Here is a 12,935-nt window from a genome sequence, read left to right on the forward strand (position 1 = left end):
GGCCATGCCCCGCGTGACCCGTCGTACCGCCATCGCCTCGGCCGCCGCCCTGCCGGTCGCCATCTCCCTCGCCCCGCAGCCGGGCCTCGCCGCGCCGCCGGTGGTGCCGGCGCCGGAGGATCAGGCGAAGCTCGCCGGCGACCGCCCGCTCTTCGGCGCCACCACCTGGACCCTGCCGAACGGCCTGCGCATCGTGCTGGCCGAGAGCCGCCGCGTCCCGGTGGTCGGCCACTACCTCTTCTATGCCGCCGGCGCCGGGGAGGACCCCGCCGGCCGCGGCGGCACCGCGCATTTCCTCGAGCACATGATGTTCAAGGGCAGCGCCCATGTCGCGCCCGGCGCGCTGTCGCTGGCCGTGGCGCGGGAGGGCGGGCAGGACAATGCCTTCACCTCGCGCGACGTCACCGCCTATCACCAGACGGTCGAGGCCTCCCGCCTCCCCCTGGTGATGCGGATGGAGGCGGACCGCTTCGCCGGGCCGCTGATCCCGCCGGATACCGTCGAGCCCGAGCGGGCGGTGATCCTGGAAGAACGCCGCCAGCGCACCGACAGCAACCCGCGCTCCCGCTTCTGGGAGGAATTCGAGGCCTCGCTCTGGGGCGCGCAGCACTGGCGCGGCCGGCCGATCATCGGCTTCGAGGACGAGATCCGCGCCATCACCCGCGACGACCTGATGGGATTCTACGCCACCCGCTATGCCCCGGCGAATGCCGTGCTGGTGGTCACCGGCGATGCCCGGCAGGACGCGGTGCGCGCGCTGGTCGACAGAGTCTACGCCGGCGTGCCGAGCCGCCCGGTGACCCCGCGCGCCCGCAGCGCCCCGCCCGCAGCCCCGGCCGCCACCCGCGTCATCCGCCACGATGCCGGGGTACGGGAGGCGAGCTTCCTGCGCGCCGCCATGGCCCCGAGCCTCACCTTCGGCGACCGCGACCAGGCCTGGGCGCTGGAGGTGCTGGCGCATCTGCTGGGCGGCGGCCAGGGCAGCCGGATGCACCAGGCGCTGGTCGAGACCGGGCTCTGCGTCGCGGCCAATGCCTCCTATGACGGCGAGGCGGTGGGCGCGACCTCCTTCGTCCTCTCGGCCCTGCCGCGCCCGGGCGTCGCGCCCGGGAAGGTCGAGGCGGCGGTGGACGACCTGGTCGCCACTCTGCTGCAGGACGGCCCGGCCGAAGCCGAGCTAGCCCGCGCCCAGCGGCAGATCACCGCCGGGGCGCTGCTGGCGCTGGACGGCATCGGCGCCGCGCCGCGGATGCTGGGCTCGACGCTGGCTTCCGGGCTGCCGCTCGATCTCGTCGGACTTCTGGCCGCGCCACCTCCGCGCCGTGACCCTGCCGCAGGTGACGGAAGCCGCCCGCGCCGTGCTCGGCCGGGCCCCCGCCACCACCGGCTGGCTGCTGCCCGAAGGCACCCCGGCGCCGGAGCGCAAGCTGTGAGCGGCTCGACCGGCTTCAGCCTGCCGATCCAGATCGTCGAGACGCAGGGGGTCACCGCCTGGCTGGTCGAGGACCATGCCGTCCCCGTGGTCTCGCTCGCCTGGTCTTGGGCCGGCGGCGCCGCGCTCGACCCGGCGGGGCAGGAGGGGACGGCGGCGATGGCCGCCGCCCTGCTGACCGAGGGCGCCGGGCCGCTGCGCGCCACCGAATTCGGCGATGCGCTGCGCGACGCGGCGATCAGCCTGGACTTCGGCGCCGACCGCGACCATTTCGAAGGCGGCTTCCGGGCGCTGGCCGATGCGCTGCCCGAGGCGGTGCGGCTGGCCCGCCTCGCCATGGCCGAGCCGCGACTCGATGCGGATGCGGTCGAGCGGGTCCGCGCCCGCGCCGCCGCCGGCGCGCGCCGCGCGCTCGAGACCCCGCGCGGCCAGGCCGGCCGTGCCTTCTGGGCCCGCGCCTTCCCCGAGCACCCGGCCGGGCGCCCCTCCGCCGGCACCGCCGAGAGCATCGCCGCCGTCCCGCCCGAGGCGCTGCGCGCCGCGCTCGACCGCCAGCTGCGGCAGGGCGGGCTGCTGGTCTGCGCCGCCGGCGCCATCACCCCGGATGCGCTCAAGGCGGTGCTCGCCCAGCTCTTCGCCGGGCTGCCGGCCGGGGCGCCGCCGGCCACCCCGCCGCTGCCGGCCTTCCGCGCCTTCGGCCAGGCGGTGGTTGATTTCGCCTCGCCGCAATCGGCCGTGGTCTTCGGCCAGGAAGGCCTCGGCGCCGAGGATCCGGACTGGGAAGCGGCGCAGGTGGTGCTGCGGATCCTGGCCGGCGGCGGGTTCGCCTCCCGCCTCATGCAATCGGTGCGGGAGCAGCGCGGCTTGGCCTACGGCATTGGCGGCGGGCTCGACGTGATGTTCCGGCGGGGGATCGTGGTCGGCTCGGTCGCCACCGAGAATGCCCGGGTTGCCGAGACGCTGGCGGTGACACGGGAGGAATGGGCCCGCATGGCGAAGTCCGGCCCGACCGAGACGGAGCGGGCGGATGCCGTCGCCTACCTGACCGGGTCGCTGCCGCTGCAATTCACCGATAGCCGGCGGGTGGCGGATCTCGCTGCTGTCGCTCCGGCAGAACGGCCGGCCGGTGGATTGGCTGGCCGGGCGGGCGGCGCGGCTGCAGGCCATCCCGACCGAGCGGCTCGCCGCCGTCGCGGCGCGGCTGCTGCGGCCGGAAGCGCTGGCGGTGGTGGTGGCGGGGCAGCCGGTCGGGCTGTAGGACGCCAGCGCCCCGGGCTGCACAGGGTCGGATCGCGCCTGGGGATGGCCGCACGAAGCGCGGCGGGCGGCGAGCCACTGCGGGTGTCCCGGGCGGCTTTCACCGCCCGGGATGTCGGGTCAGCCGAAGACCCAATCCGGCAGGCTGCCCGGATGGGTCTGGACCAGTTGTGCCAGGGCCCCCAATCCACGGTGTTGTAGGCGGCCTCCTGCAGCGACGCGGCGGCCTGCAGCACGCCGAGCGGGTCGGTCACCGCGTGGAGTTCGCCGGAGGCGACCGGCAGCACGAGCTTGTAGCCGGCGGTGCCGTCCACCTCGCCGGCGGTGCCTGCGCCGCTGCCCGCGGCGACGCTCTCGCCGTGCAGCACGACTTCCTTCGCCGAAAGCGGGGTGATGCCGGCGAGGATCGCCTGCGCGTTGGGGTCCGCAGGATCGAAGTGGAAGGTCTCGCGATAATGCAGCGTCCCGTCCGGACCCGCGGTCGGGAAGACGGCGTCCGCGGTGTGGTCGTGCCCGGCCGTGCCGTGGTCATGCGCCGCGTTCGCGGGGTCCAGCGTCAGGTTCAGCTGGATCGGGCCGTAGCTGACCAGCCCCTCGCCGAGTTCCACGAAGCCGTCATGGTCGGCATCGAGCGCGATGGTGGGGCTCGTCGCCTTGCTGTCGTCGTCGAAGCCGTGGATGTGCTGGATGTGCATCTGGTCGGGCTCGAGACCGGTCGCCTCGATGCCGACCGTCACCGACTCATGCGCGGCATCGAGCAGGATGGTGACCTTGCCGGCCACGCCCGAATTGTTCAGGGCGATCAGGTCGGTCGTGTAGAATTGGAAGCCGTCCCGCGTGTAGTCGTTCATGCCGTTCATCACGTTGTCCGAGTCCATGGCGTCTTCTCCGGCGGAACCTGTTGCTCCGCGCAGGGGCTACTGGCCTGGCCGGCGGCACGGATGCGTAGCGTTCTCCGGATGGGGGTTTTGTCACCTTCCATGGTCGGCGCGGGCCGAGCCGCGCCGTCGCCGGTGCCGGGTCGGCGTCCCGCCCTGGCCCTGCCGGGATCACGGCATGGTTGGCACCGGGCGGGCTGGCGCGCCGTCGCCCGGCCGGCGAACGGCTGTTCCCGGGGAGAGGCGCGGGCTATGCCTGCGGAGCACGGAGAGAGGCTGACATGACAAAGCCTGCGGCATCGGCGGAAGCCTGGGAGGCGATCGGGCGGCTCGCGCGGACGGTGCGCGCGGATGGCAGTGCGCCCTCCAGCATCCGGCCGCTCTTCGCCGCCGATCCCGGGCGCTTCGGGCGCTTCTCCCGCCAGGCGGAGGGGCTGCTGCTCGACCTCTCGAAGACCGCCATCGACGACCGGGTGCTGGCCGCGCTGCTGGCCCTGGCCGAGGCCGCCGGCCTGCCGGCGCAGCGCGACGCCATGGCGCGCGGCGAGGCGGTGAACACCACCGAGCGCCGCGCCGTCCTCCACATGGCGCTGCGGGCGCCGCGCGAGGCGGGCTTCAAGGCCGGCGCCGAGGATGCCTCGGCCGAGGTCGCCGCGGTGCTCGACCGCATGCGCGCCTTCTGCGCCGCGGTGCATGGCGGCACGGCGCGCGGCGCGACCGGCCTGCCCTTCACCGATGTGGTGAATATTGGCATCGGCGGCTCCGATCTCGGCCCGGCCATGGTGACGCGGGCGCTCTGGACGCCCGCCGCGCCGCTGCGCGCGCATTACCTGGCGAATGTGGACGCGCATGCCTGGGCGGCGCTGCGGCCGCAGCTCGACCCGGCGCGGACCCTGGTGCTGGTGGCCTCCAAGACCTTCACCACCCAGGAGACCATGACCAATGCCGGGCTGGTGCGGGACTGGCTGCGGGCGGCGCTGGGGGACGGGGCCGGGCAGCATTTCGCCGCGCTCTCGACCAACCTGAAGGATACCGCGGCCTTCGGCATCGCCCCCGACCGGGTCTTCCCCTTCCGCGACTGGGTCGGCGGGCGCTTCTCGCTCTGGTCGGCGATCGGCCTCTCCATCGCCCTCGCCCTGGGCTGGGGAGGCCTTCGCCCGGCTGCTGGAAGGCGCCCGGGCGATGGACCGGCATTTCCTCGCCGCGCCGCTGCCAGAGAATTTGCCGGTGCTGCTGGCGCTGGCCGAGATCTGGCACGTCAACGGGCTCGGCTACCCCACGCGCGCGGTGCTGCCCTATGACGAGAGGCTGGCGCGCCTGCCGGCGCACCTCCAGCAGGTCGAGATGGAGAGCCTCGGCAAGCGGGTGATGCTGGACGGCAGCCCGGTCGCCCGCGCCACCGGGCCGGTGGTGTTCGGCGAGCCGGGGACCAATGCGCAGCACAGCTTCCTGCAGCTGATCCACCAGGGCACCACCCCGGTGCCCTGCGACATCCTCCTGGTCGCCCAGCCCGACCACGCCCATGCCGACAGCCACCGCAAGCTGCTGGCCAATGGCCTGGCGCAGTCGAAGGCGCTGATGCAGGGCAAGACCGCGGCCGAGGTCGCCGCCGAGATGACGGCGGCCGGCGCCGATGCGGCGGAGATCGCCCGGCTGACGCCGCACCGCGTCTTCCCCGGCGACCGGCCGAGCACCACCCTGCTGCTGCCGCGGCTCGACGCCTTCACCCTCGGGCAGGTCGTGGCGCTCTACGAGCACAAGGTGTTCAGCCTCGGCGCGCTCTGGGGCATCAACGCCTTCGACCAGTGGGGGTGGAACTGGGCAAGCAGCTCACCGGCCCGATCCTGGCGGCGCTGGAGGGCGGCGCGCCGGGCGCGCAGGACGGCTCGACCGCGGGGCTGCTGCGCGGCATCGCCGGACTCTGGCCGCCCGCGGCGGGCTGACCCGGCCGCCCATGCCCATCCGCCTCCTCCCCGAGACCACCGCCAACCGCATCGCCGCCGGCGAGGTGGTGGAGCGGCCGGCGGCTGTCGTGAAGGAGCTGGTGGAGAATGCGCTCGATGCCGGGGCGACCCGCATCGCGGTCACGCTGGAGGGCGGCGGGATCGAGCGGATCGTCGTCGAGGACGACGGCAGCGGCATGGGCCCGGCCGATCTCGACCTGGCGGTCGAGCGCCATGCGACCTCGAAGCTGCCGGAGGAGGCGATGCTGTTCCGCATCGCCACCCTCGGCTTCCGCGGCGAGGCGCTGCCCTCGATCGGCGCGGTGGCGCGGCTCAGCCTGACCAGCCGGCCGAATTCTAGACTGGACCCGCGTGCCGCGGCGCGCGGTGGGGGCGACGCGCATGCGCTGCTGGTCGAGGGCGGCCGCAAGGGCCCCGTCACCCCGGCCGCCGGCGCACCGGGCACAAGGATCGAGGTCCGCGACCTGTTCTACGCGGTGCCGGCGCGGCGGAAATCCCTGAAGACCCCGCGCTCCGAGGCCGAGGCGGCGGTGGAGGCGGTGCGCCGCCTGGCGCTCGCCTGGCCCGGCTGCGGCTTCCGCGTGCAGGTCGAGGGGCGCGAGGTGCTGGCCCTGCCGGCGCAGGACCGCGACGCCCGCATCCATGCCCTGCTCGGCGCCGATTTCGCCGCGGCCGGCCTGGCCGTGGCGGCCGAGGGCGGCGGCTTGCAGCTCTCGGGCCTCGCGGCACAGCCGGCCTATACGCGGGCCACCGGCACCGAGCAGCACCTGGTGGTCAATCGCCGCCCCGTCCGCGACCCCCTGCTGCGCACCGCGCTGCGCGTCGCCTATCGCGACTTGATCACGGTCGGGAGGCACCCGGTCGCCGCGCTCTTCCTCGAGATCCCGCCCGAGGCGGTCGACGTCAACGTCCACCCGATGAAGACCGAGTTGCGCTTCCGCGAGGAAGCGGCGGTGCGCGGGATGCTGATTGCGGCGCTGCGCCGGGCGCTCTCGGCCGGGGCCGGGGTGGCGGTGCCGGCCCCGGCGCTGACCCAGTACCGGCCGAGCCCGGGATGGTTGGGCTGGCGCCCGCGCAGCCCGGCGCCGCTGCCGCAAGGGGCCGCGGCGCTCGGCCTGGCCGAGGCGCAGCTCGCCCTGACGCCGGGCGCCGCCCCGGCCCCGCCCCCGGCCGCCCTGCCGCTCGGCTTCGCCCCGCCGCGGGCGCCCGAGGCCGCGCCGCCTGCGCCGCAGGGCGACTGGCCGCTCGGCCGGCCGCTCGCCCAGCTGCTGGACACCTACATCCTCGCCGAGGCGCCGGATGGCGCACTGATCCTGGTCGACCAGCATGCGGCGCATGAGCGCCTGACGCATGAGGCGCTGCGGGCCCAGCTGGTCGAGGGCGGGGTGCGCGCCCAGCCGCTGCTGCTGCCCGCGGTGGTCGAGCTGCCGCCGGCGGATTGCGCCCGCCTGCTCGGCTTCGCCGGGGCGCTCGCCCGGCTCGGCCTCGAGATCGAGGGCTTCGGCCCCGGCGCGGTGCTGGTGCGTGCCCTGCCGGCGCTGCTCGGCCCGGCCGATCCGGCCCCCTGCTGCGCGACCTGGCGGAGGAGCTGGCCGAGGGCGACGAGGCCCTGGCGCTGGAGCGGCGGCTGGACGCGGCGGTGGCGCGGCTGGCCTGCCATGGCTCGGTCCGCGCGGGGCGGCGGCTGAACGGGGCGGAGATGGCGGCGCTGCTGCGGCAGATGGAAGCGACGCCGCGGGCGGCGACCTGCAGCCACGGCAGGCCGACCTTCCTGCGGCTGGGCGCGGCGGAGCTGGAGACGCTGTTCGGCCGGCGCTGAGCGGGCTGGCACGTGGCTTGCGTATACGATCCACGCCACGCCTGCAGCATCGTCCCCAAGGATTTCAGCATGACCCTGCCGCGCCTCGCGCTGGCCGCCCTCCTGGCGGCAGCGAGCCTTGCCCCCCTGCCCGCGGCCCGCGCCCAGACGCTCGAGGAAAATATCGGCACCGGCGCACCGGCCGGCTTCAGCGACAACAATCTCAGCTGGCGCTATGGCCCGGCCTTCCGCCGAGCCGGGCGTGACCAACTCCGCCCATGCCAACGGCATCGACATCCCGAAGCACATCCTGAACTTCACCCATGTGGATGGCGGGACGCTGTGGTCGAACTTCCTCTCGCTCGACCTGCTCTTCTCCACCGGGCGCGACCCGGCGAAGAATCCAAGCAGCGGCGCGGTCGAGTTCTACGGGATCTATCGCGGCGACCTCAGCCTGAACCAGGCGCTGAAGACCCAGACCTTCGCCATGGGCAGCGTGCTGCAGGACGTCTCCCTGCAGATCGGCTTCGACGCCAACACCAAGAACACCGACTTCGCCCCGGCGAAGAAGCTGCTGGTCTTCGGCCCCGACTTCCACTGGAACATCCCGGGCGGCTTCCTCTCGACCGCCATCCAGTTCTCGAAGGAGTGGAACAACAACGGCATCACCGGCCAGTCGGTCAGCTTCGACCCGGCGCTGGAGATGGAAGTGGTCTGGTCGGTGCCGCTGGGCTTCACCCACCTGCCGCTGAGCTTCGACGGCTTCGGCAACCTGGTCGGGCCGAAGGGCACCGACGGCTTCGGCAGCAACACCAAGACCGAGGTGCTGACCGAGCCTCGGCTGACGCTCGACCTCGGCGCGCTGGCCTTCGATCGGCCGCGCCGGCTCGATGCCTTCGTGGGCTACCAGTATTGGCTGAACAAATTCGGCAACGACCACACGGAGGTGCCCGGGTCGCTCGCCAGCACCGTCTTCTTCGGCCTGCGCTACCATCTGTAGCGCAAGGGCAAGGATGGCGGGCCTGCCCGAATCGGGTCACGCCCCGCCCGGCGCCGGAGCAACCGTCGGCGGAAAGGGGGCGCGGCCGGACCGGTGGGGGTCCGGCCGCGACGGCCAGGTGCAGCCTGGGCTGTTGGTTCCCTGAAAATGCTGCGGCCGTAACGTGGCGCGCCCCGTCCGGGGCGCGCCGGCAGTCAGAAGTGGTAGCGGGCCCCGACGAAGACCGTGCTGGCGAGCGAGCCGGGCACCGTTTCGTGGTTGTTACCGAACTTGTTCAACCAATACTGGTAGCCGAGCGAAACGTCCAGCTTGTTCGGCTTGTCGAAAGCCAGCGCCCCGACATCGAGGGTGAGGCGCGGCTCGGTCAGCACCTCGGTCTTGGTGTTGGCGACGAAGCCGTCGCGGCCCTTCGGCGCCACCACGTTGAAGAAGCCCTGGAACTTCAGCGGCAGGCCGGTGAAGCCGAGTGGGGTCGACCAGACCATCTCGGCCTCGAAGGTCGTGTCGAAGTTCACCGGCTTGTCGACGATGCCGTTGTTGTTCCATTCGCGCGCCACATGCAGGGCAATGTTCAGGAAGCCCGGCACGTTGAAATGGAAGTTCGGGCCGAAGACCAGCAGCTTCTTCGCCGGGGCGAATTCGGTGTTCTTGGTGTTGGCGTCAAAGCCGATCTGCATCGAGACGTCGCGCAGCACCGGCCCGATGGTGAAGGCCTGGCTGCGGGTGGCCATGTTCAGGCTGAGGTTGCCGCGGTAGAGGCCGTAGAACTCGACCGCCTGGTTGCCGCCCTTGGCCTGGCTGCCGGTCGGGTCGTTGTCGGCCGAGAACAGCACGTCCATGTTGATGAAGTTGCTCCACATCCTGCCGCCGTCCACATAGGTCAGGGTCAGGATGTGCTTCGGCACCATGCCGTGGATGCCCGGCTCCCGGTAGTTCGGGCCGAATTATACTCTGCCGATGTGTCGTTGAAACCGGGGGCCGCGGCCTCCTCGGTTTCCGACTGGGCGAAGGCGCCGGCCGGCGCCAGGGCCAGCAGGCCCGCCAGGGCCGCTGCAAGACGGGTCTTCCGCATCATCATCCTCTCTCCGCCATGCCGTTCGGCGATCCCGCGACCGGGCGTCGCGGGCGGCACTCACGCAGGCGGAATGAGGGCAATATCCGTGCCACAAAAGTACGTGATACACGCAAACATTGTTTGACGTTTATTGCCGACAAATGAGCCGCCCGCAGCACGGCAGGAGGCAGATTGCGTCCCGGAGAAGCGGCGGGCGGGCCGCGCCGGCCATGGACAGGACGCCCGGCTTGGCCTGATGCGTGGCCGGCCTCCCCGGCCGGTCCCTGGCACGATGGTTGCTAAATCTGTTCCCCCGGGGGCCGGCGTCCGGGCCGCGCCCGGGAGACGATGCCGATGACGACCCGCCACGACCTCCGCCGCCGCAGCCTGCTGCAGGGCGCCGCTCTCGCGGCGCCCGCCCTCGCCCTCGGCGGCCTCCGCCCCGCCCGGGCGGCGGCCACCACGATCGGCTTCATCTATGTCGGCCCGAAGGACGACTACGGCTACAACCAGGCCCATGCCGAGGCCGCCGCCGTCCTCAAGAAGATGAAGGACATCAAGGTCGTCGAGGAGGAAAAGGTCGCCGAGACGGCGGATGTCGAGCGCACCATGGAGAGCATGATCAAGCTCGACGGCGCCTCTCTGCTGTTCCCGACCAGCTTCGGCTATTTCGACCCCTACATGCTGCGCATGGCCGCGAAGTACCCGAAGGTGCAGTTCCGCCATTGCGGCGGGCTCTGGACCAAGGAGAAGCACCCGATGAACACGGGCAGCTACTTCGGCTATATCGGCATGGGCCAGTACCTGAACGGCGTGGTCGCGGCGCATGCGACGAAGACGAAGAAGCTCGGCTTCGTCGCCGCCAAGCCGATCCCGCAGGTGCTGGTCAACGTCAACAGCTTCGCCATGGGCGCCCGCTCGGTCGACCCCTCCATCACCGTGCAGGTCATCTTCACCGGCGAGTGGTCGATGCCGGTCAAGGAGGCCGAGGCGACCAACTCCCTCGCCGGCCAGGGCGTCGACGTCGTCACCTGCCACGTGGACGGCCCGAAGGTGGTGATCGAGACCGCCGAGCGGCGCGGCATGTTCACCTGCGGCTACCATGCCGACCAGTCGAAGCTGGCGCCGAAGGGCTACCTGACCGGCGCCGAATGGAACTGGATCAAGGTCTATGAGGATTTCGCCGCGAAGGCCGGCACGGCACCGGGCAATTTCGTCCGCGGCGGCCTGTCCGACGGCTTCGTCAAGATGTCGGCCTATGGGCCGGCGGTCTCGGCTGCGGCGAAGACCCGCGCCGAGGCGGTGAAGGCGGAGATCATGAAGGGCGGCTTCGCCGCCTTCCAGGGCCCGCTGAAGGACAACAAGGGCGCGACCGTGCTGCCCGCCGGGAAGGCACTGCCGGAGACGGCGGTCGAGCTGGAATCGACCAACTGGCTGGTCGAGGGCGTGATCGGCGCCATCGCGTGACCGCCGCCGATGCCCCGGGTGCCGCGACGCGCGAGGAGGCGGACGGCGCTCTCCCTGCCGCGGCCTCCGCGGGCATCGGCGTCGCCCTCGCCGCGCCGCTTGACCGCTGGTATCCCTGGCGGCGCGCGGCGGAGGCGGGGCTGGCCCCGCTGCTTGCCCTGCTCGCAGCCTTCTGCGCCTTCGCCGCCTTCCTGCTGCTGCTCGACAAATCGCCGGGCGAGTTCCTCGACCTCGTCTGGCGCGGCGCCTTCGGCTCGTGGTTCTCGCTGCAGAACACCCTGCAGCGCGCCGCCCCGCTGCTGCTGACCGCGCTCTGCGTCGCCATCCCGGCGCGGCTCGGCCTGGTGATCATCGGCGGCGAGGCGGCGGTGGCGCTCGGCGGCCTGGCGGCGGTGGCCGCGGCGCTGCCGATCCTCGGCGTGCCGGCGCCGCTGGCCTGGCTGGCCATGGCGATCGCCGGCGCCGCGGCCGGTGCGCTCTGGATCGGGCTGGCGGGCTGGCTGCGGGCCAGGCGCGGGGTGAACGAGACCATCGCCTCGCTCGTGCTCGCCTATATCGGCCTCGCGCTCTTCAACCACCTGGTCGAGGGGCTGCTGCGCGACCCGGCCAGCCTCAACAAGCCCTCCACCTTCGGCATCGGCGACGCGCTGATGCTGCCGGCGCTGCCGGGCACCGACCTGCATCCCGGCCTGCTGGTCGGGCTGGTCGCCTGCGTCGTTTCCTGGGTGCTGATCGCGCGCACCGCGATCGGCTTCGCCGGCAGCGCGTCACGGGTGGCAACCTGCGCGCGGCGCAGCTGCAGGGCCTGCCGGTGCAGCGGCTCATGATCGGCGCCTGCCTGCTGGGCGGCGGCTGCGCCGGGCTGGCAGGCATGATCGAGGTCGCGGCGGTGCACGGCCGCGCCAATGCCTCCCTCATCGCCGGCTATGGCTGGTCCGGCATCCTCATCGCCTTCCTCGCCCGCCACAACCCGCTGGCGATCATCCCGATGGCGGTGCTGCTCGGCGGGCTCGGCGCCGCGGGCGGGCTGCTGCAGCGGCGGATGGACATGCCGGACGCGACGGTGATGGTGCTGCAGGGCTTCATCTTCGTCGCCATCCTGGCCAGCGACACGCTGCGCGGCCGCTATCCCTGGTTCCAGCCGCGCAGGACGGACAGCTGATGGACGCGATCGCCACCGTCCTCGTCGCCATGCTGGGCGGCGCGCTGCGGGTCAGCACGCCCTTCCTCTTCGTCTCGCTCGGCGAGTGCCTGACCGAGCGCGCCGGGCGGATCAATCTCGGCAATGAGGGCGTCATGGTCTTCGGCGCCATGATCGCCTATGCGACGAGCTACGAAACCGGCAGCCCCTGGCTCGGCGTGCTGGTCGCCGCCGGCTGCGGGATGCTGATCGGCGGCGTGCACGGGCTGGTCTGCGGGCTCCGCGGCGTCAACGACGTCGCCATGGGCATCGCGGTCATGCTGGCAGGAACGGGCCTCGCCTTCTTCTTCGGCAAGCCCTATGTCCAGCCCTCGGCCCCGCTGCTGCCGAACATCCCGCTCGGCGGCTGGGCCGAGAGCCCGCAGCTGCAGAATGCGCTGGCGGTGAACCCGCTGTTCTTCCTCGGCCTCGCTTGCGCCTTCGCCATGGCCTGGATGTTCCACGCGACGCGCATGGGCCTCCGCATCCGCATCGTCGGCGAGAGCGAGGATGCGGCCCGCGCGCTCGGCCTGCCGGTCGGGCGCACGCGCTTCCTGGCGACCGCGGCGGGCAGCGCGCTGGCCGGCATCGGCGGGGCGTTCCTCTCGCTCTGCTACCCCGCATCCTGGAACGAGGGGCTGTCCAGCGGCCAGGGGCTGATGGCGGTGGCGCTGGTGGTCTTCGCGCGGTGGAACCCGGTGCATTGCATCACTGCGGCGCTGCTCTTCGGCGCCGCCGGCGCGCTCGGCCCCTCGCTCCAGACCATCGGCATCACCTGGGGCTACTACCTGTTCTACGCCGCGCCCTATGCCGTGACGCTGACGATCCTGGTCGCAACCGTGCGGCCCGGCCGGACCTTGAAGGGAATGCCCGGCGAGCTTTCCATCGGGCGGTAGCACGACATT

The 12,935-nt window shown here is 72.7% G+C and carries 9 protein-coding genes and 2 pseudogenes; 10 read left to right on the forward strand and 1 reads right to left on the reverse strand.

Annotation, left to right across the window (positions count from 1 at the left end):
* The first annotated feature begins 13 nt into the window (after window positions 1-13).
* The 6 genes and pseudogenes from ACQ86J_RS16825 (at window position 14) to ACQ86J_RS16850 (ending at window position 8,329) form a co-directional block, all read left to right on the forward strand.
* Window positions 14-2,890 (forward strand): M16 family metallopeptidase, encoded by a 2,877-nt coding sequence (locus ACQ86J_RS16825; RefSeq protein ID WP_431271997.1) that lies wholly within the window; start codon window positions 14-16, stop codon window positions 2,888-2,890.
* A gap of 158 nt (window positions 2,891-3,048) precedes the next feature.
* Window positions 3,049-3,852 carry a hypothetical protein gene (locus tag ACQ86J_RS16830; RefSeq protein WP_431271998.1) on the forward strand — a complete coding sequence of 268 codons (804 nt, stop codon included), beginning with the start codon at window positions 3,049-3,051 and terminating at the stop codon, window positions 3,850-3,852.
* Window positions 3,849-4,868 (forward strand): hypothetical protein, encoded by a 1,020-nt coding sequence (locus tag ACQ86J_RS16835; protein WP_431271999.1) that lies wholly within the window; start codon window positions 3,849-3,851, stop codon window positions 4,866-4,868. The genes ACQ86J_RS16830 and ACQ86J_RS16835 overlap by 4 nt, the downstream gene beginning before the upstream one ends.
* Window positions 4,750-5,322 (forward strand): annotated as a pseudogene (pgi, locus tag ACQ86J_RS16840) (glucose-6-phosphate isomerase); the annotation flags it as partial. The gene ACQ86J_RS16835 and the pseudogene pgi, both read left to right, overlap by 119 nt.
* A gap of 199 nt (window positions 5,323-5,521) precedes the next feature.
* Window positions 5,522-7,350 (forward strand): annotated as a pseudogene (mutL, locus tag ACQ86J_RS16845) (DNA mismatch repair endonuclease MutL).
* 241 nt (window positions 7,351-7,591) lie between these two features.
* Complete coding sequence (locus ACQ86J_RS16850) at window positions 7,592-8,329, forward strand: hypothetical protein (protein WP_431272000.1); 738 nt, start codon at window positions 7,592-7,594, stop codon at window positions 8,327-8,329.
* Between the two features lie 194 nt (window positions 8,330-8,523).
* Here the strand turns inward: ACQ86J_RS16850 and ACQ86J_RS16855 are convergent, their stop codons facing one another.
* On the reverse strand, window positions 8,524-9,237 hold the full coding sequence (locus tag ACQ86J_RS16855; RefSeq protein WP_431272001.1) for a hypothetical protein: 714 nt from the start codon (window positions 9,235-9,237) through the stop codon (window positions 8,524-8,526).
* Between the two features lie 500 nt (window positions 9,238-9,737).
* Here ACQ86J_RS16855 and ACQ86J_RS16860 point away from each other — a divergent pair, with 500 nt between their 5' ends.
* Genes ACQ86J_RS16860 through ACQ86J_RS16875 form a run of 4 tightly spaced genes read left to right on the forward strand, consistent with a single transcriptional unit; the run spans window position 9,738 to window position 12,926 of the window.
* A complete protein-coding gene (locus ACQ86J_RS16860; protein WP_431272002.1) occupies window positions 9,738-10,850 on the forward strand; it encodes a BMP family ABC transporter substrate-binding protein in 1,113 nt (370 codons plus the stop codon).
* The gene (locus tag ACQ86J_RS16865) at window positions 10,847-11,677 is read left to right on the forward strand and encodes an ABC transporter permease subunit (protein ID WP_431272003.1); all 831 of its coding nucleotides are present in this window, start codon (window positions 10,847-10,849) and stop codon (window positions 11,675-11,677) included. Before ACQ86J_RS16860 ends, ACQ86J_RS16865 begins: the two co-directional genes overlap by 4 nt.
* On the forward strand, window positions 11,662-12,012 hold the full coding sequence (locus ACQ86J_RS16870; protein WP_431272004.1) for a hypothetical protein: 351 nt from the start codon (window positions 11,662-11,664) through the stop codon (window positions 12,010-12,012). The genes ACQ86J_RS16865 and ACQ86J_RS16870 overlap by 16 nt, the downstream gene beginning before the upstream one ends.
* Window positions 12,012-12,926, forward strand: a complete 915-nt coding sequence (locus ACQ86J_RS16875) for an ABC transporter permease (protein ID WP_431272005.1) — start codon at window positions 12,012-12,014, stop codon at window positions 12,924-12,926. Before ACQ86J_RS16870 ends, ACQ86J_RS16875 begins: the two co-directional genes overlap by 1 nt.
* The last annotated feature ends 9 nt before the right edge of the window (window positions 12,927-12,935 follow it).

It is taken from the genome of Dankookia sp. P2 (genome assembly GCF_050632255.1).
In the GTDB taxonomy this organism is placed as follows: Bacteria; Pseudomonadota; Alphaproteobacteria; order Acetobacterales; family Acetobacteraceae; genus Paracraurococcus.

What these genes read in the sequence shown, in the direction of transcription:
- ACQ86J_RS16835 (WP_431271999.1), top strand. Translation starts at nt 3,849, where the DNA reads ATGACAAAGCCTGCGGCATCGGCGGAAGCCTGGGAGGCGATCGGGCGG.
- ACQ86J_RS16855 (WP_431272001.1), bottom strand. Translation starts at nt 9,237, where the DNA reads ATGGTGCCGAAGCACATCCTGACCCTGACCTATGTGGACGGCGGCAGG.
- ACQ86J_RS16860 (WP_431272002.1), top strand. Translation starts at nt 9,738, where the DNA reads ATGACGACCCGCCACGACCTCCGCCGCCGCAGCCTGCTGCAGGGCGCC.
- ACQ86J_RS16875 (WP_431272005.1), top strand. Translation starts at nt 12,012, where the DNA reads ATGGACGCGATCGCCACCGTCCTCGTCGCCATGCTGGGCGGCGCGCTG.